Origin of the sequence: Pseudomonas sp. SbOxS1, from assembly GCF_013416725.1 — a bacterium.
Taxonomy (GTDB): domain Bacteria; phylum Pseudomonadota; class Gammaproteobacteria; order Pseudomonadales; family Pseudomonadaceae; genus Aquipseudomonas.
This window is the reverse complement of sequence record NZ_JAAVXC010000024.1, coordinates 19,526-38,851: the sequence shown is the minus strand read 5'-3', so window position 1 is coordinate 38,851 and position 19,326 is coordinate 19,526. Positions and strand designations below refer to the sequence as shown.

The 19,326-nt window shown below is 59.6% G+C and carries 13 protein-coding genes; 7 read left to right on the top strand and 6 right to left on the bottom strand.

Features of this window, described 5'->3' with window-relative positions; genetic code table 11:
* Window positions 1–24: 24 nt before the first annotated feature.
* A complete protein-coding gene (locus tag HFK74_RS19720; RefSeq protein WP_180204942.1) occupies window positions 25–540 on the top strand; it encodes a DUF4405 domain-containing protein in 516 nt (171 codons plus the stop codon).
* A gap of 13 nt (window positions 541–553) precedes the next feature.
* Here the strand turns inward: HFK74_RS19720 and HFK74_RS19715 are convergent, their stop codons facing one another.
* On the bottom strand, window positions 554–922 hold the full coding sequence (locus HFK74_RS19715) for a VOC family protein (RefSeq protein WP_180204941.1): 369 nt from the start codon (window positions 920–922) through the stop codon (window positions 554–556).
* Between the two features lie 168 nt (window positions 923–1,090).
* Here HFK74_RS19715 and HFK74_RS19710 point away from each other — a divergent pair, with 168 nt between their 5' ends.
* Window positions 1,091–1,660 (top strand): DUF4174 domain-containing protein, encoded by a 570-nt coding sequence (locus HFK74_RS19710; RefSeq protein WP_180204940.1) that lies wholly within the window; start codon window positions 1,091–1,093, stop codon window positions 1,658–1,660.
* A gap of 12 nt (window positions 1,661–1,672) precedes the next feature.
* Here the strand turns inward: HFK74_RS19710 and HFK74_RS19705 are convergent, their stop codons facing one another.
* From HFK74_RS19705 to HFK74_RS19695, 3 genes are all read right to left on the bottom strand, one after another.
* Window positions 1,673–3,868, bottom strand: a complete 2,196-nt coding sequence (locus HFK74_RS19705; RefSeq protein ID WP_180204939.1) for an autotransporter outer membrane beta-barrel domain-containing protein — start codon at window positions 3,866–3,868, stop codon at window positions 1,673–1,675.
* Between the two features lie 97 nt (window positions 3,869–3,965).
* Window positions 3,966–7,553 (bottom strand): transporter substrate-binding domain-containing protein, encoded by a 3,588-nt coding sequence (locus HFK74_RS19700; RefSeq protein WP_180204938.1) that lies wholly within the window; start codon window positions 7,551–7,553, stop codon window positions 3,966–3,968.
* A 3-nt stretch (window positions 7,554–7,556) separates the two neighbouring features.
* Window positions 7,557–8,180 (bottom strand): response regulator transcription factor, encoded by a 624-nt coding sequence (locus HFK74_RS19695; protein ID WP_180204937.1) that lies wholly within the window; start codon window positions 8,178–8,180, stop codon window positions 7,557–7,559.
* A 494-nt stretch (window positions 8,181–8,674) separates the two neighbouring features.
* Between HFK74_RS19695 and HFK74_RS19690 the strand changes: the two genes are divergently transcribed.
* The 5 genes from HFK74_RS19690 to HFK74_RS19670 all read left to right on the top strand — a co-directional run bounded on the left by HFK74_RS19690 (window position 8,675) and on the right by HFK74_RS19670 (window position 16,481).
* Window positions 8,675–9,019 (top strand): DUF6124 family protein, encoded by a 345-nt coding sequence (locus HFK74_RS19690; protein ID WP_180204936.1) that lies wholly within the window; start codon window positions 8,675–8,677, stop codon window positions 9,017–9,019.
* Window positions 9,020–9,296: 277 nt separating this feature from the next.
* Window positions 9,297–12,017, top strand: coding sequence for a type VI secretion system Vgr family protein (locus HFK74_RS19685; protein WP_180204935.1), 2,721 nt, complete (start codon window positions 9,297–9,299; stop codon window positions 12,015–12,017).
* Entirely contained in the window at window positions 12,014–13,831 is a 1,818-nt protein-coding gene (locus HFK74_RS19680) for a phosphatidylserine/phosphatidylglycerophosphate/cardiolipin synthase family protein (protein WP_180204934.1), read from the top strand. Before HFK74_RS19685 ends, HFK74_RS19680 begins: the two co-directional genes overlap by 4 nt.
* The gene (locus HFK74_RS19675; RefSeq protein WP_180204933.1) at window positions 13,831–15,111 is read left to right on the top strand and encodes a sel1 repeat family protein; all 1,281 of its coding nucleotides are present in this window, start codon (window positions 13,831–13,833) and stop codon (window positions 15,109–15,111) included. The genes HFK74_RS19680 and HFK74_RS19675 overlap by 1 nt, the downstream gene beginning before the upstream one ends.
* A complete protein-coding gene (locus HFK74_RS19670) occupies window positions 15,111–16,481 on the top strand; it encodes a DKNYY domain-containing protein (protein ID WP_180204932.1) in 1,371 nt (456 codons plus the stop codon). Before HFK74_RS19675 ends, HFK74_RS19670 begins: the two co-directional genes overlap by 1 nt.
* 134 nt (window positions 16,482–16,615) lie before the next feature.
* Here HFK74_RS19670 and ampC read toward each other — a convergent pair whose 3' ends face one another.
* Together ampC and HFK74_RS19660 are read right to left on the bottom strand one after the other, a co-directional pair.
* On the bottom strand, window positions 16,616–17,773 hold the full coding sequence (ampC, locus tag HFK74_RS19665; protein WP_368738169.1) for a class C beta-lactamase: 1,158 nt from the start codon (window positions 17,771–17,773) through the stop codon (window positions 16,616–16,618).
* 101 nt (window positions 17,774–17,874) lie between these two features.
* Entirely contained in the window at window positions 17,875–19,221 is a 1,347-nt protein-coding gene (locus tag HFK74_RS19660) for a 2-hydroxycarboxylate transporter family protein (RefSeq protein WP_180204931.1), read from the bottom strand.
* Window positions 19,222–19,326 lie beyond the last annotated feature (105 nt).

Here is a 19,326-nt window from a genome sequence, read left to right as displayed (position 1 = left end):
CGCCGTCACCAAGACCACTGATCCATGGAAAACTGTCACTTGAAAAACCTGATCAATCGCTTCGCAACCCCGCTGACCACAGGCTTGTTTGTCGTCTCTGTGATTTCTGGCGTGGCACTGTTCTTCCATTGGGCGCCGGCGCTGTTTCATGGCATGCATGAATGGCTGAGTATTGTGCTGCTGGTTCCATTTGCGCTGCACTTATGGAAAAACTGGGGGCCGTTGATGGGGTATATCAAGCGCAAGTCACTTTATATACCGCTGCTGTTGTCGATCCTGGTGGCAGTGCCTTTTGTCGTTTCAGGCATGGGTGGCAAGCAGGGCGGAAATCCGGCCTTTGCCGCGGTGCAACTGGTGACCAAGGCGCCTTTGACCGACAGCGCAGCGCTGTTCAAGAACACCCCTGATGAACTGGTTGAGCGACTGCGCCAACGCGGGTATTCGGTGGCATCGCCCAGCGACAGCCTCAACCAGGTCGCCCAGGCAGCCAAGATGCAGCCCACGCAGTTGATAGCCGAATTGCTGAAAGAGCGGCAGTAACCGCGAAAGGGCGTCATTCGCGGGTGAAAATCTCCAGCAGATGCCCGTCCGGGTCGTCGAAATACACCCGCCGTCCTCCACCATGCTCATTGATTTCATTGGGTCGCTGCTTGCCCGGATCGGCCCACCACGGCTGCCCGTTGACCTGCAGGTGAATGAAGGCCCGGTCGAAATCGTCGTCGCCGAGCAGGAACGCGTAGTGCTGCGAGGCGATCGGCGGATCGTTGTCGTAGAAGTCCAGCGACACCTGGTTGTCGAGCCTGACGATCAACATCGGCCCGAAGGGCTCCGGGGGCGGCAGGCCGAGGAGCTCGACCAGGAAATGTGCCGACCTGTGCTTGTCGCGGCACCAGACAATGGTGTGGTTCAACTGAGCACTCATAGCGGTCTCTCACAACGAGCCGGGATATGTTTCAGATTAGTCCAGCCTGTTGCGCAATGACCGCCCTGACCTAAGCTTGGAGCATGGCGAAACACATTTGCCAAGTGTCACCGGAACGAACGCCGTAATGCGCAATCATTAGAGCGTGGATATCAAAAGGAGATGCGCATGCTCATCAGGTCACTGACCCTGGCTACCTTGCTGGCGATTGCCGGCCCCTTGTTCGCCTCCGATGGCGATTCACCTCTGGATATCGACAAGGGCAGGGCCCGGCCGCTGATCGTGATTGCCCCGAGCACCGTCGACCCCGTCTGGGTCAACCTGAAAAAGTCCCTGGAAGATCCCGCCAACAAGCAGGGTGTCGCCGAGCGCAACATCCGGGTCTACAGCGTGCTGAACATGTCCGGCCAGCTGGACGGCAAGGACCTCGGCCAACAGGACACCATGGCGTTGATCCGTGCGCTGAAACTGGGGGCCGGCGCGTTACCCAAGGTGATCCTGGTGGGCAAGGACGGCGAGAAGAAACTCGAAAGCTCGGGGGAAGACTCAAGGTCGGTCGACCTGAAGAAAATCTTCGCCACCGTCGATGCCTTGCCGGCGACCGAGAAGGAAGCCGCAGCCCCCACGCCACCGCCGGTTGCCGAAACCCCACCGCCCCCAGGGGCCAAGGCTGCAAAAAACGGCAAACCGGCAAAACCGGCAAAACCGGCCAAGCCACCGGAAATGCCGGATGATTGAGCCGGCACCGCTTTACCACTGGTAGCGATAACCCGCTGTCACTGCCCAGGGCTGCTCGATGTCGTTGCCCTGGGTGTAGCCACCCTCGACGAACAGGTTGTGTCCCTGAACCATTGAAACCATGACCCCGCCACCGAGTTCACCCCGTGCGCCCGGCAGACGGCTGTCCAGTTTCGCCCCGCTGACGTGCACATGGCTGTCGCCGGCATGTTCGGTGATCCAGGTGGCCTTGGCATAGGGTTTGACGGACATGCCGCTGTCCAGTTTCAGGTCACGGCCAACGATGCCGCCGACCCGGCTCTGCACCGAGAGCATTGCATCTTGCTCGACTTCCAGGCCATTAGTCGCGGTGTAGTGGCCGCCACTGACGCGCGCCATTTGCAGCCCCACCTGCGGCTCGACAAACCAGTCCCTGGCCAGCTCGATATGCTTGCCCACTTGCACGTCAGCACTCACGGCGTGGGTCTGGTAGTCGGCCTTGACCTTGTCGCCAAGGTTGCTGGTGATGTTGATCTCGTTGTCCAGTCGGCTGTATTTCAGCGCGCCGTCGACGTACAGCCCGCTTCGATCCAGGTAGCTGGCATAACCGCCGATTGTCAGGCTGTCGATCTTACCTTTGCTGGCCTCGCCGAAATCCTGCCGACCCTGCCCCTGGCCGATCAAGCCGCCGACGTAGAGGGTGCCATCGGCAGAGGGCAGGGCCTTGTCCGCACCGATTTCCATGCCGTCGACCTGTTGCTGGAAGGCGCGACTGGTGCCGCTGTCCAGATGTTGTTCGGCGCCATAGCCGCGGGTCCAGATACCGCCCTTGTCCTTGCCTGAGCGCAGCTCGCCGAAATGCCCGGTGGTGGCATTCATCTGGGCACTGATCAAGGCGGCACTGGCGGCGTGGCTGGCCACGGCGGCGTTGGCGCCTTTGCTCAGGGTTTCGGCCTGTGGCAGTTGAGGTGGCTGGGCGGGGATGATGGGCTCGGCAGGGGCTACAGGAGAAACCGGTTCAACGGGGGGAACGGGATCTACGGGCGTGACCGGGGTGACCGGATCAACAGGATCAACTGGATCAACTGGATCAACAGTATCCGTCGGCGGCTCCACAGGCGGGACCACCGGGTCGACCGCCGCCAGATTGGCCAGATACCAGTCATCGCCCTGTTGCTGTAACTGATAGCGGTAAGCGCCCGCATCCACCGTTTGGCCGTGCAGCCTGAAGTCACCGCTGCTGCCGTCGCCGTCCACCAGAAGCAGTTTTTGCAATGCGCCGGTGGGGGCGTTGCCCGAGTCGGCGACAACCAGCGTGTGACTGCCACTGACCGTGCCCAGCAGCGTGAGGCGGTCGCCGCGCAGCGCCGCCAGATCGGTGTTCATCAGGAACTGGCCGTTGCCGCTCAGCGGGCCTTTGATCAACAGGGTATGGAAGCCGTTGACCGCGGGGTCGGCGAACTTGACCTGACCGTCGACATGGTTCGCACCACCCAGGATGGCATCACCCTTGAGTTGCAGCACAGCCCCTGCATCGAGCCGGGTGTCGCTGGCGTCGGCGCGGTCACCCAGGACCATCAGCCCACCCGGCCTCACGGTGGTGAAGTGTACGTGGGTGCCTGCCACGCTTTCCATCACGCCGCCCTGATTGACCAGGGTGTCGAGGGCCGACGCCGAGTCAGCGACGGACATCAGCCCGCCGTTGTCGACGCTGGTCTGCTGGGCATGACCGTTCTGGTAGACGGTCATCTGGCTGTCGCCGACGCGGGTGTTCTTGGCCGTGGCGCTGCCGTAGACATACATCGTACTGGCGTTGAGCTGCGTGTCGCTGACCACCGCGTTTTGCGTCACCTCGAAATTACCCTGGTCTACCTGCGTGCCCAGCGCCGTAGCCGAACCGACCACCACCAGGGTCCCGTCGCGCGCCACCGTGCTGTCGACCGCCGTGCTGTTGTCCTCCATCACCATCCATCCTGCTCCGATGATGCGAGTGCCCAGCGCCGACGCGCTATCCAGAAGGTTGATCCGGCCGTTGCTCACGCTGCTGTCGCGCAGTTCACCGCCTGTGCCGACGTTGAACCAGGCGCCATCGTCAATCACTACATTGGCCTGTGGCGAGTGCAGGCAGGTGAGGGCATCACAACTGTCCGCAAGCGCCAGACCGGGAGCGGCCCCCAACAACAGCAACGCGCCCGACACCGAAACCCGAGAAAGACTCAACGCAAACATAATGATCCGCCGCCAACAGAGAGATGAGGCGGCGAATTCTGCGCAGGCGCGAGGACGGGGTATTGCGGGTGATTCCGAAGTTTTTGTAGGAAAGGTCCTACAGTGCTTGTCGATCAAGCACGCCTTGCAGGTGCTTCTGTAGACGCCTCATCTGGCCGGCAAAGGCGTCGAACAGGCGATGCAGTTCCTGTTGCGTGACGGTGGTCCCGCAGCTTGACTCCAGTTGCTCGCAGGCACAGATCAAAGGCGCGGCGTGAATGATTCGGGCACTGCCGAGGATCTTGTGGCAACACCGGGCCATGCTGCTGAAATCCCCAGCGCAGAACAGTGCCTGCAGGGCGTCGAAGTCTTCTTGGTTGGTGCGCAATACCGTGGCCAGCAGTTGCCGGGTCAGCGCCGCGTCACCGGCGGTGATGTCGTGGACCTTGGACAGGTCGAAACACGGCGCGGTGGCCTGACGGGTGTGTTCGGCCTCGTGCAGGTAGCGCTCCAGTACGCCGCGGGTGAGCGGCTTGAACAGGCAGTCGTTCATGCCGGCTTCGAGGCAGCGCTGGACTTCCCCGGGCTGGGCGTTGGCGGTCAGCCCCAGCACGTGGGTCGGTGTGCGCCCTTCGGCGGCCTCGATGGCACGTAGCTGACGGGTCAACTTGTCGCCATTGAGCAACGGCATGTTGCAATCGGTGATCAGGTAGTCGAAGGCATCCTCGCCCCACAGGCGCAGGCCCTCCAGGCCGTTCTCGGCACAGGTGACGCGCATCCCTAAGGATTCGAGCTGGCGTTGCAGGACCATGCGATTGAACTCGTGATCTTCGACGATCAGCACATTGCGCGTCGGCAGCGGCGGCAGGGGCGCGCTGTCGAGCGGCACCGCGGCTTCGGCTTCGGTGACGGGCGCAACGTCCAGCCTCAGGGTGAAGCACGAGCCCTGTCCCGGTGTGCTGGCACAATCCAGTTGCCCGCCCATCAACCGGGTCAGTTGCTGACAGATCGCCAACCCCAGGCCGGTGCCGCTCTGCAGTTCGCTGTCCTGACCGGAAAATTGCGTGTAGGGCTGGAACAGCCTTTGGCGCTGCTGTTCGTCCATGCCGATGCCGGTGTCGCGCACCCCCAGTTGCAAGTGCGCCATGGGCGTGTCGGCGTCCAGGGTCAGCTCTACGGTGACCGTGCCTTGGGCGGTGAACTTGATGGCGTTACTGACCAGGTTGGACAGGATCTGCCGAAAGCGCAGGGAGTCGAGCTGCACCGCGCTGTCGGGGCCATGGCTGATGAATTCGAGTTCGAGGTTTTTCTGTTGCGCGAGGCTGGCAAAACTTTGCAGCACCGTGCGCGCCAGGCGTTGCGGATGGGCGCTGGCGCTGCGTAATTCGAGGTGCCCGGATTCGATCTTCGATAGGTCGAGGATCTCGCCGATCAGCTCCATCATGCCGCTGGCGGATTTCTGCGCGATGTCGATCAGATCGACGTCCTTGCCCTGTCCGGCTGGCTGTCCGCGCAGCAGTTCAAGGACTCCGACCAGGGCGCTCATCGGCGTGCGAATCTCATGGCTCATCACCGCCAGGAAATGGCTTTTACCGCGATTGGCCGCCTGCGCCTGGTTTTTCGCCTGGATCAGCGCGTGTTGCAGGTGATGCTGCTCGGTCAGGTCGATCCAGCCGCCAATGACCCCGGTCATGGTGCCGTCGGAATCGCGGTACGGCAGCGCCCAGTGGTAGACGTGGTAGGTCTTGCCCTTGACCGTCATGGTGAAGTTGTCGAACGACGGCTCGGCGCTTTCGAGGGTGGCGCGGTGAATCCGCTTGTAGCGGTGGGCATCGCTCAGCGGCAGGATGTTCGCTTCGATCAATCCCTTGTTCAGCACTTGCCCGAGTTCGACTTCCATCACTTGCAGGTAGGCGCGATTGCACGTCTGCAGCAGACCTTCGCGGTTGCGGACGTAGATCGGATGCGGCGTGCCATCGACCAGCACCTTCATGAACACCAGTTGGTCGTTCAAGGCTTTCTGCGCCTTGAGACGCTCGGCGATTTGCCGGCGCAGCGCGAGGTTCCACGCCAGCCCCACCAGCACCAGCAGGACCATCCCCGTCACGGCGCGCAGGAACCAGTTTTTGTAGGCGCTCCAGGCGCCGTGGCTTTCCTGCGGGTTCTGCCAGCGGTTGGCCAGGTCGCTGAGATCGTCGGGCGAGATGTCGAGCAAGGCCTTGTCGAGGATTGAAAGCAGTTCGGCATTCTGTTTGCCGCTGGCGAAGCCAATCAGGGCTGGCTGCGAACCGAGCACCGAATCGATTTGCAAGCGGCCGCGAAAGAACCGGTCAATCAGGTAGGACGCCGTCATTTGCGGCTGAATGACGCCGTCGACCTGACCTTCGGCCAGCAATTCGTAGGTTTCGATGGGGGTATCGACCTGCACCACCTTGATGCCCGGCCACTCGCGCTGCAGCCAGTTGGCGGCCTGCGAATTGTCGATGATCGCCACGGAATGGATGCCGGCCAGGCCATTGCGTTCCGGTTGCACCCGGGTAACCAGCACAAACGGGTTGACCGCGAAGGGCCGGGCGAATGCCAGGCGGTCCTCGCGGCGCTCACTGTAGGTCAGGGCAGCGATCAGGCTGGGTGGGTCGCGCTCGGTGCGTCGGGTCATGGCTTCCACCGACGACATCTTGCTCGGCTTGAACATCAGCCCGGTGCGGTCGTTGATCATCTCCAGTACGTCGGCGGCCATGCCGCGAAACTGGTCCTGGCCATCAAAAAAGCTGAAGGGTGAGTACAGATCGTTGGCCAGCACGTCGATGCGTGGATGATCCTTGATCCACTGCTGCTCGGCAGCGCTCAGTTGCAGGCGGTTATAAGCCAGTTTCGGGTTGGCGCCGATGCCCCAGCGGTGGGCAATCGCGACTCGCTCCTGGATCGAGATACCGGCCAGTACGCTGTTGAGCAGGGTCAGCAGCTGGCTGTTCTGGCGCTGCACGGCAAAGCTGAAACCCAGCCCTTCGGAGTCGCGCTGGACGGTTTGCCTGAGGCTCTGCTGATAGCTGCGTTCGAGCAGGTACTGGGCGGAAATCGCATCGGTCAGCAGCACCTTGCCTTCGCCGTACGCCACCATCCCCAAACCGTCCTGCATGGAGTCGACGGCCTGCACCTTGTGCTCAGGGAACAACGCGTTCACCCGTTCCTGTTGCATCCAGCCCGGGTCGAACAACACCGTGGTGCCCGCCGGCAATTCGTTGTTGGCCCAATGGGTGCCGAAGCGGCTGATCAAGACCGCCTGGTCGTAGGCATAGGCAGCGCTCAGGCGCAGATCGGTGTATTGGCTTTCAAGGTGATTGATCCGCGGCACCAGGTCGACCTCGCCCCGTTGCAGGGCGGCCAGGGCTTCGGACTGGCTGGCGTAGCGTTCGACCTTGACGCGCACGCCCAAGGCGCGCGTCAGGACATCGAGGTAATCCGCAGAAAGCCCTTCGTAATCCTTTTGATTGGCGGTGATGTCCAGCGGCGGTCGGTCAGGCAGGTAAACACCGGCCCGCAGGACGGCAACCTCGTCGAGCCACTGACGCTGCGCCGTGCCGAGCGACAGGTGCACGGTGTTTTCGCTGGCACGGCTGAGCAGCGTCAGCGGTTCGGCCGACGCGTTCAGCACCCCCAGCGACAAGGCGAACAGCCCAAGCAGCAACCAACCCTTGAGGTTCATGGTTCAGACCAGGTCATTGCGCTTGGCGAACTCGATCAGCTCGAGCAAGGTATTGACGTTGAGCTTCAGCATCAGCCGCGTCTTGTAGGTGCTGACGGTCTTGTTGCTCAGCAGCATGTCGTCGGCGATCTGCTTGTTGCTCAGGCCCAGGGCCAGCCCGTGCAGCACCTTGAGCTCGCGCCGGGTAATGCCGCTGAGCAATTGCGCGTCGTCACGGGCGAAATCGCTGTGGCGCACCGAGTTGAGAGTGCCCACCGGATACCAGGACTTGCCGCTGGCGACGGCCTTGAGCGCCGTGACGATTTCCACCGGATCGTCGATTTTCGACAGGAAACCGGCCGCCCCGGCCCGCATGCATTGGGCGGCATACGCCTGGCTTTTCAACCCGGTATGCACCAGCACATGAGCGCTGCTGCCGCCAATGCGCAAGCGGTCGAGCACCGCCATGCCGTCGAGCTGCGGAATATCCAGGTCGAGCACGATCGCATCGGGCTTGAGCTCGAACGCCAGGCTCAACGCGTCCACGCCGTTGTCGCACTCGCCGACGATGTCGTGACCTTCACGGCCCAGAATCATCGCGATCGCCATGCGTACTACAGCGTGGTCATCGACCAACAGCACTTTCATGGATCAGCCCTCATGTCCTGTTTCAGCATAGTCCCCAGGCGACATGGAGCCGCGGGGGGCTGATGCGTGGCGGGGGTGGAAAAAAATGAGGCGCGATCCTAAGCGGTTTGCACAAACTGCGGAAAGGGGTTTGTAACTGGATGCTCATTAAATAAGTGTGGGCAATGACCTTCACTGGCGTCGGAAATGTCCTGCAAGACGCGGCGGATCCCATGAACTGGTGCGCGTTGTGGCGTATCGATAACCTTCTTTGGCCGCTGTGAAGTCAGTGGTCGGATGTGGAAGTCCGTTGGTTACCGAGAACGCATGTGCACCTGTAAACAACTCTTGGCGTTTTTTATGCCAACATTGTTGCTTATGGCGGCTGCGCGCAGGAGCACTCTTGAGTGCACTGGGTTTCTCTCGGTATCCCGGACTTCCACACCTGCGAACAGCTGCCACCCTCCTGTGGAAGTGAGATCGGCAGTTTCTTTAATTACCGAGGTTCTTCGCACATGAAAAAATTGAGTCCCAACCCCCCAGACCCCGCATCCGCTTCAGATCCCCTCGATACTGCTCCGCTTTCTGACATCACCGAACCCGCCATCAGCGCTCGTCTGCGTAACCCCAGGCAATCCGATCCGGTCAGCCACATCTTCACCATCGTCCCCGGCGTCGATACCGCAACCCTGCTATGCCACGCCTGCGAAACCCTCGCCTCTCTGAACGTCCTTGTCACCGATCTGGCCTGCGAACTGGAAAGCTCCAAACGCAACGTGGCGCTGTCGATTCAGCAATTGGCAGTGGTGGGGGAGTTACTGGTGAATAGGGCGCTGGACAACATCGACCCGCAGCAATAGCGCTAACCCTCTGTAGGAGCTGCCGCAGGCTGCGATTTTTTGATCTTGAAAAATCAACGTCAAAAGATCGTCCGAACGCGGCCCGAGCCTGCGGCAGCTCCTACAGCGTTGTCCGACACGTTAACCCCCGTATTCCAATACAGAAACGCCCTACGCCATCCTCAGAAACGTCCTATTTCCAGCTTCCTTCGATTTCACTAAAGCTTTTACCCGTCAGGACCCGGGTGAACGCCAAACCCTTCCTGCACGTTCCCCCCGCAGACCAGGAAGGCCTGAAATGAGCACACAATCGCGCATCTTCTTCAACCACAGCCATCATAAACTCTGGGTCCGCGATCTTGCGACCCACCTCGACGTCCTCGCTTTCCACGGCGAAGAACGCCTCAGCCAACCCTTCACCTACCGCGTGGAATTCACCAGCACCGAGCAGGATCTCGCGGCCGAACACCTGCTGGGCAAGGACGCCAGTTTCAGCCTGTACGCCGCCCAACAACCACCGGTCATCAAAGGCCTGCCCACCCCTGAAATCAAACCGCTGCGCACCCTCAACGGCGTGATCACCGGGTTAAAACGCCTGTCTGCCTCCGTCGACGAAGCCCGCTACGAACTGACCCTGCAACCGCGTTTGGCCTTGCTCGAGCGCGGCCGGCAATACCGTATCTACCAGCAACAGTCGGTACCGGAAATCGTCGAAAGCATCCTGCGCAGCCGCCACGACTTCCGAGGCCAGGACTTCCTGTTCCGCCTGGCACGAGAGTACCCCCGGCGCGAACAGGTGATGCAGTACGGCGAAAGCGACCTGGCTTTCATCAGCCGCCTGCTGGCTGAAGTGGGCATCTGGTACCGCCTCACCAGCGACCAACGCCTGCACATCGACGTCGTGGAATTCTGCGACGGCCAGCGCGGCTACCAGTTCGATGTCGAGTTGCCAAACTTCTCGCCCGCCGGGCTCAGCAGCAGCGATGAGGACGGCGTGTGGGGCCTGCAAACCAGGCACCAGGTGGTGGAAAAAAACGTCAACATCCGCACTTATCAGCCCTTGGACGCCAGCGCCCACCTCGACGCCGATGTCGACCAGACCCGCGGTGCGAAAATCACCTACGGCGAGGCCTACCACTACGCCGAGCCTTACCGCGTGCTCGGTGGCGCCTACGATCAGCACGAAGACCTGGAAAGCGAAAGCGGCTACTTCTACGCGCTCCTGCGCCACGAGCGCTACCTCAACGAGCAGACCCAGCTGAGCGGTATCAGCAGCAGCGCCACCCTGGCACCGGGCCAGGTGCTGACCATCACCGGCGGCGGAGCACCGCAGGCTTTCACCCCGCGTTGCGCGATCGTCGCCGTACGCACCCGTGCCGCCCGCGATGTCAGCTTCGAGTGTCGCTTTGAAGCCATGCCCTATTCGGAAACCCTGTGCTTTCGCCCGCCACTGCTGGCCAAACCACAAATCGCCGGCACCGTCCCGGCCCGGGTCACCAGCGGTGAAGCCCACGACAAATACGCCGAAATCGATCTCCAAGGCCGCTACAAGGTCAACTTCCTGTTCGACCGCGACCCGTGGAAGCTCGGCGAGGAAAGCATGTGGCTACGCCAGGCGCGCACCTACGCCGGCGACACCCATGGCCTGCACCTGCCGCTGATCTGCGGCACCGAAGTGGCCATCGCCTTCGAACAGGGCGACCCCGACCGCCCCTACATCGCCCACGCCCTGCACGACAGCGAACACCCGGACCACGTGACCCTGCGCAATCGCGACTACACCCGTAACGTGCTGCGCACCCCGGCGAACAACAAGCTGCGCATGGAAGACCTGCGCGGGCAGGAGCACGTCAAGCTCAGCACGGAATATGGAGGCAAGAGTCAGCTGAACCTGGGGCATCTGGTGGATGCCAAGAAGCAGAAGCGGGGGGAAGGGTTTGAGCTGAGGAGCGATGGTCATGGCGCCCTCCGTGCAGGCAAAGGATTGTTCATCAGCGCCGATGAACAACCGAAAGCCCAGGGTCAGGTGCTGGACATGCAAGCCGCACTGGCCCGCTTGCAACAGGCTGGCGAGCAGATGCAAGGCTTGTCCAGTGATGCCCAGGCGGCCCACGCCGAACCTGCCGATGTGCAGGCGCAACTGTCACTGATGCGCGATCAGCTCGATGAGCTCGAGGCCCAGGTGATTCTGCTGAGCGCGCCCCAAGGCATCGCCCTCACCAGCGGCCAGCACCTGCAATTGGCGGCGCAGGAAAACCTGATGCTCAACGCCGGCGGCGAGGCCGATCTCAGCGTGGTCAAGCGCCTGTTCATCGGTGTGGGCCAAGGGTTGAGCCTGTTCGTGCGCAAGCTGGGGATCAAGCTGATTGCCAACCAGGGCGCGGTACAGATTCAGGCCCAGAACGACAAGCTGGAACTGCTGGCGCGGCATGGCCTGGACATCACCAGCACCGAAGACGAAGTCCGCATCACGGCGAAAAAGAAAATCACCCTCAATGGTGGCGGCAGCTACTACACCCTCGATGCGTGCTGCATCGAATCGGGAACCTTGGGAGATCACAACGTCAAGGCGGCGCACTTCGAATACAGCGGCCCGGCCAGCATGACCGCCGCCCATCCGGATTACCCACAAAGCCTGTCCAAACAGACGCTGCGATTCAACTTGTCGCAAGCCCCCAATGCCAACCGCCAGGTCTGGGCGGGCATGCCCTACACGCTGTACGCCGACGGTGCCGAGCTCAAGCAAGGCGTGCTGGACGCTTCCGGGCAATTGCTGATCGATCATCAGGTCGTGACCCGAAGCTACCGGTTGGTCATGGCCAACGGTGTGACCTACCAGATTCCGGTGCCCACCGATTACCGCAACCCCGAACAGGCGCACCTAGCCAATCGTGGCTTGCACAACCACCCCACGCAGGCCGATTCAGAGATGAGCCAACCCACCTCGCACACGGATCACCGCGCGCTGTACGACGCGGCGCTACACGCAATCAACGATCAGAAAGGGATGACGTCATGAGCAAATATGAGTTCGTCTCACCGGTTGCATTCCAGCACAGCCAAGAGGTGACCTGCACCCCGCCCTGGTATGTGCGGAACACCGAATACCCTCCCGCCCTGGCAACCTATGAACCGTTGATCAACGGAGAAGACACGTTCAGGGCAGTTCACGAGGCTATTTTCAACGCCACGAAAACTGTCGACATCATCTGCTGGGGCTTCCAGCCGTCGATGTATTTCATCCGCGATCGCGAGGTGCCGAGCATCGGCGAGTTACTCAAGGCCAAGGCGAAACAGGGCGTCAAGGTTCGGATACTGGGTTGGGAAGCGCCGTTCAATGCCGCAGGCCTGTCAGGTGAAGCCAACTTGCCGGGCAAAGGCATGTTGCGTATCAACGATCGGGCCTTGCAGAGCTCCACCCAGGCGCAATACGACTATGACCGCCAATGGTTTGCCGAGTTTGCGGTCCAGGGTGATCAGGCGGCTGAGCGTGGCGAACTCAGGCTGCCACTGTTTGTCAGTCGTGGTTTCGATGTTAATGAACGAGCGGAAATCGCCCATCAAGTGCGACGCGCGCGTCTCGATCCGCAGGTCAGCGGGGCCACGCGCTTCTTCCTGAAAGCGACCCCCACGCATCATCAAAAAACCGTGCTGGTGGACTTCGAACTGCCGGACAGTGCCGTCGGTTTCGTCATGGGCCACAACATGCTCGACGAATACTGGGACACCAACGCCCATTCGGCGCTGAATCGTTCCGAGGAGCGCAAGCCGCCACCCCATAAAGGCCCGCGCGGCATGACCCCGCGTCAGGACATTTCCAGCCGCGTCAGCGGGCCGATCCTGGAAGCCCTGCACAACAACTTCGCCAAGGCCTGGCGCAAGGAAACCGGCGAGGACCTGATTGCCTCACGGCAGTCCATGCAATGCGGACCGCAACTGCAATGCACCCCGGACGCCACCCGACAAATCGCGCAGATCGTCCGCACCCAGGCCCAGGATGGCAAACGCGATATCGAGCAGCTCTACCTGCAAGCCGTCAACAACGCCACCCAGTTCATCTACATCGAAAACCAGTACTTCCGCTGGCCACCCCTGGCCGAACTGATCAAGGCGGTGGCGGCCGGCCAGACCAAGGCCGGGCGCGATCCCGGCATACATGGCCCCTTGCATCTGTTCGTGATCACCAATGCCAGCGAAGACAGCGTAGGCCCCGGCGCGGTCAATACCCAGCGCATGCTCCAGAGCCTCGGACGGGGCGAGATCATTCCCGGAGTCACCAAGTTACAGCGCATCGAAGAGGTCAAACAAAACGCGCCGCCCCAGCCGACCTTCGAACCTCACGACCGCGTCGGGCAGCAGGAACTGGCCAGGTGGGAGTCCGAGCTCGATCGGCAAACCAGGGCGATCAAGGAAAGCACGGTTCAACAGGAGGAACGTCCCGGCCTGAAGGTCCATCTGTGTTCACTGGTCGCCCCTGACTCGCCCGCGGGCCAGCGGTGGATGCCGGTGTACGTCCACTCCAAGTTGATGATCATCGACGACGTGTTCACCACCCAGGGCTCGGCCAACATCAACACCCGCAGCATGCAGGTCGACAGTGAGCTGAACATTGCCCATGAGTGGGCGAGTGTGACGCAGGCGTTGCGGCGGCGGTTGTGGGATCTGCATACGAAGGGGATGGGGGCACAGGATGACCCGGGGGGAGCATTCAAGGCTTGGAAAGACATCATCGATGTAAATATCGATCGCCAGGGTGAAAAGGTTATGGGGGCACCCTACGCCCCCCTCGTCGAATTTTATTACGACAAAGCCACCCTCAAGGGCATCGACTGATGCGTCTCGCTCTTTTGTTGTCATGCCTGCTGCTGACTGCTTGCGACAGCCGCAGCACCTTTACCTATATGAAGAAGGACCCTCAGGTGAAATCACTTAACGAGACCAAGGCCGATCTGGCCTTTAGCTGTGTGCATGAGCAATTTCCCGCGCCGTCAGCCGAGGCCGATGTGCTGTTCCAGTACGCACGCTGGCTGCAAAAAAATAATCAGCTCAAAGAAGATAAAAGCGTCGATGTGGAGATCGAAAGGCTGTACCGCATTGCCGCCGAAAACGGTCATTACAAGGCCAACATCAACCTGCAGAACGGCGCCATGCGCGGGCACTTCCAGCTTCGAGGTGACGAACATTTGCGGTTGAGCGAGCGATTGATCAGCGAGGGTGTGGCGACGGGTTATTACATCGTCGGGATCTTCCTACAACAAGGTTCAGCCGGGCTGAAGCAGGATCCGGAAATGGCCCTGCGTTACTTCCGCAAAGCTGCCGATAGCGGCAATGCCCAAGCCCAGGCGTATGTGGGCCAGAAACTGGCTCCGAGCGATATGGCCCCGGACATTGCCCGGCAAATGCGCCGCTGTGCTGCCGAGCAAGGCCATGGCGAAGCGGCTAATGCATTGGGAGTAAATCTTCAGGGCAAAGGGCGTTACCAGGAAGCGCTCGAAGCCTATCAACTTGGGACGGCTGCTGGTAACTCAAATGCTGCCGGCCACCTAGAAGAAGCATTTCGTAATCCCCCTCCTTCCAATGAACTCTACTACCTCGGCCAACAGGAAGACCTCGAACGCGCCGAACGCTACGAAAAAATCTGGCGAATACTCGCCAACTACTCCTATGCCAACCCCAAAGTCCCCGAAATCAACGAAATTCTCCCCCTGCCACCCGCCAAGCTGCCCGCCTGGGACGGCAAGCTCCAATGGCTCGAAGAGCGCCTGGCCAATGTCCCGCCAGAAAAACCCAGCACCGCGCTGATCAACCAACTGGCCAAGGCCAAACTCCTAAACCCGGCCACCGGCCAGGGACTGCCGGGGTCCCCAGCGTTCAGCCAGGCTCATTTATCCGCGCCGTACTGCTATAGCGGCCAAGTCTGCCCGGTAAGTGGGTACTGGAAGATTGGTTGGCTTCCTCGCCATCATTCAGTGAAGGCCGGGAACGACACCCGGTATTTCGAGCAGGGCGAGATCTTGCCGATGCAACTGGTGGAGCGTTATCACATACGCACCTGGCCCTTCTCCGACAAGATCACACGATCTGAGCAAGCGGTTGAATGGTGCCTACTCTGATGAGAAATCACTTTCCTAAAGTTATGCTATTGGCTGGGTTGCTACTTATATGTGGAGTCTCTACTGCACAAGCCGCCTTGACACGTGAATGTAAAGAAACTTGGTACCCGCAGGCTGAAGTTGACGAGGCGATTTACGAACTGAAACCGACAAAGCAAGCTAAATGTCAGGACATAAAGATTGACATGGTGAGCAGCAGATTTGGTGTGATTGAAGGCAAGGGTTACTTTATTACTCGTTCAGAAAAAACCTCCTATGCCTGCCCGCGCGTTGGCTCTGGTGATGGGATTCCACACTTCGCTTGTATGCTTCCTAAAACATTGCAGAATGATGTACTGCTTGAAGAGCGTAACTATTACCTGCTTACACCCAACGGCGCCGACTTGCGTCCAATTGGAGATTCCGGCTATGTGACCGATGGTCGTACGGTATTTCTCCTCACTACAGTCGTCAAAGGTGCAGATCCCGACACTTTTCATCCGATTGATGCTAAGGATGGCGACCGCAATCCTAAATGGGCAGGAGACAAAGACCATGTTTACTATGAAGAATCTGTTGTTCCGGATTTGGTGCGCGGAGGTGTGAAGTTTGCGGGTCCGTTTGTAGTTAATAATAATCTGGTATACCGGTTTGATTCGATCGACGGAGTTTATCTTAGATCAGATGTACGACCTGATCTTACTCTACTTTCTCCTGCAAGTGTATATTACGGAAGTATAGTTAGTGATGGTGAACGTGTTTACTTGAATGGCAAAGCTTTGGAGGAAATACCTGCAGGTGATATCCAAATGCTTAGTCCTTCCTGTCCTGTGCCTGGGCATCCTGAACTGCGGTGTTCCAAAGCCTTTGATCTGTCCAATGGAACTAGCGAACGATTTCGTTTTGCTCGTATTGGAAGCGACGTTCTGAATTTTTGGCAGTTTGATAAAATAATACGCATTCTCGATGTTCCTGAGTTCGCCTATTTCCAACCAGCAGATAGCGACCGAGTTTTTGGCATTAACGGCCAGCAGCTGTTCTCGGTGGACAATTTCCAAAACTCCACAGAACCTAGGGTATTCCACGGGCGCATTAGCGGCCCCATCGCAGGCGCACTCACTGATCAGGCCGGCTTTATTACATCTTTTCGTTGGTCAAATTTTACGCTGTGCCAGGGGTACCCAGACACTACTCCATGGCCGAAGAGCAATGGCTTGGCACACTTGGGACCACTGCGTCGACTGCCCGATATAGAATTACCGAAAGGTTTCAAAGTGGCACTGGAGAATCAGCGATACCGCTACCTGTTCGTGAGTCTGGATGAGCGAAGTGCTGATGACACAATCATAGATCTGCACAGTGGTGTCCATCAGAAGACGGGCTGCAAATGAATACGGCGGAGCGGTAGAATGCATTCTTTTGGGTGCTACTTACTGATTCAGTGGACATCGCAGCCTGCAGCGATAATGGTAAGACGTACGCCTATAGCGGCGCAGGCTGCGATCTTTTGATTTTGATCTCCTCCTCAGTCGCTCAACGCACTCAGTATCTGATGAGCAATCTTCACCCGCTCCCCATTCGGGTAGTTTTTATTAGCCAGAATCACAACGCCAATATCCTTCGATGGCACATACGCAACGTAAGCCCCGAACCCCCCGGTCGAACCGGTTTTGTTGAACAACATATTCCCTGTCTGTAATTGTGGTGGATTCAGCCACTGAACCTGATGCGCCTGCATAGCCATCTCCGTCGAGTTCCCCGCCAGCAAACGATCAAGAGTGACCGGATAGCGATACATCTCCCAACCCAGCCCCTGAGTCATGTCGCCGACGCTGTAGTAACCGGTATGGGTCAAGGCGATGGCCTGTTGCAAGGGTTTGTCCAGGCTGGCCGGTTGCAGGCTGGCCTGAACAAAACCAATCAAATCCGCAGCACTGGTTTTCACACCATAGGCTTCAGCATCCAGCGCCCCCGGCCCAACCCGCACAGGTTTGTCGGCCTTGTCATAGCCCTGGGCATACCGCGTCATCTGCTCCTGCGGCACCTTGAGCCAGGTGTGTTTCAGGCCAAGCTTGGGCAGCAGGGTGTTTGCCATGGCGTCATCGAAGGGCTGGCCCATGCTGTGGGCGGCGAGGTAGCCGGACAAGCCGATGCTGGGATTCGAATACAGGCGGTGGCTGCCAACGGCATATACCGGTTTCCACTGCTGGAAGTAGCCGAGCATCTTCTCAGGCGAATCAGCCTCGGCCGGAAATTGCAGCGGCAAACCGCCGGCACTGTAGGTGGCCAGCTGCAACACGCTGATGTGGTCGAACGCGCTGCCGCGCAAGGCCGGCAGCACTGCGCTGGCGTTGTCGGTCAATGCCAGCTTGCCGGTGGCCTGGGCGTAGGCGAGGAGGGTGGCGGTGTAGGTTTTGCTGACCGAGCCAATCTCGAACAGGGTGTCTTGCGTCACCGGGCTGCCGGTCTCTTTTGAGGCCACGCCATAGTTGAAGTACTGCTGTTTGCCGTTGAGGGTGACGGCCACGGCCATGCCGGCGATGCCTTGGGTTTGCATGACTGGGCGCACGGCGTCGCCGACGATCGATTCGAGGCTGTCCTGCGCGAGCGCCGGGCCTGCCGCCAGCATCGCTGCGCAGACAGCCAGAATCTTCAATCTGCGTGGGTTGAGGGTGTCCGTCACAGGTTTCGCTCCCTTCGATCATGATGAGTCATAGGCAAAAAAGGTGTTCACCGCAAAGTGAACACCTCTATGTTAATTGAAGGGGGTCTATGAATTGGCGATCAAACAAACATCCGCAAAAGAATAGTCGCCAGGATCACCGTCGAAGCACCGCCTATGCGTGTGGAGATCTGTGCAAAGGGCATCAACGACATGCGATTGGACGCTGACAGGATCGCAACATCCCCGGTGCCGCCAAGGCCGCTGTGGCAGCAGGTCACGATGGCCGATTCAATGGGGTACATCTTCATCCAGTTGCCGATGAAGAAACCGGCGACGGTCATGGCGACAACCACGGATACGCAGACCAGCACATAGCCGATGGAAAAGACCTTCACGACGCTGTCGAGTGGTACATACAGCATGCCCAGGCCGATCATGACCGGCCAGATGAAGGCGGCGGACACCAGTTTGTAGAAAGTGTTTGCGCCTATTTCCAGTTTTTCCGGCAGGACGCGCACGTACTTGAAGAGTACGGCGGCCAGAATCATCATCACGGGGCCGGGAATACCCACGACTTTCTCAAGCAGGCCGCCCAGGACGAAGAAAGCACAGATGACCAGCACGCCTGCGCCCATCACTCTGAAATCAATGACCTTGCTGATCTCTTCCTTGACCTGGAACTTGTCATTTTCGTCCTTGGCACGGATCAGTGAACCCTCGCCATTGAGATGCGGGCGTTTAAGGGCCAGGCGCGCCAGATATCCCGCACAGATAATCGCCGCGATGTTGCCCACCACAGCGGCGGGTGCAAGTTGGGCCACATAGATATCCGGGGTGCCACCGAGGATCGCCGAATAGGCCAGCGACAGCGGCAGGATTCCTTCACCGATACCCCCGCCAATGATCGGCACAATGATGAAGAAAAAGGTGTGGTGGAAGCTGTAGCCGACGAGTTTGCCTACGATCAGCCCACTGCCCACGGCCGCCAGGGTTCCGACGAGCAGGGGTATGAACATCCTCACCATGCCTTGAACCAGGATGAAGCGACTCATGCCCAGGATGCTGCCGACGACCAGGCTGGCAATCACGAAGTACAGGAAGTTGGCTTCCTTCATCAGCATTTTCGTGGCGTCAATCGTGGCCGGCCCGAAGAAGCCGTAGAACACCAGGATCGATGGCAGCATCAAGCACAGGATGGCGCCGCCGCCGATCTCTTTCAGAACGGGCAGGCGCGAACCCAGTTGGCCGAAGAACATGCCCATCGTCATGATGACGGCGAGTCCTCCGATCATGTTTTTCGGCAAAAAGCCCAAGTGCGCCGACAGGTAAACGATCACGGCGATGCCAAGAAACACCGGTAGGGGTATCACCCCGATTTCATAGGCGCACAGGCTGCGCAGGCGTTGACGAAACGCACCCTCACGCACTTCATCGACTTTCAGGGATTGCTCATAAGGCTTGTTCATGTGGCTATTTCCTCATGTTGTTTTTATCGAGGATTCAAGAACTCACGGTTGACCAGGGCCTGGTCACCACTCGGTAAATCGATGCTATCCTTCGCAAATTGAGAG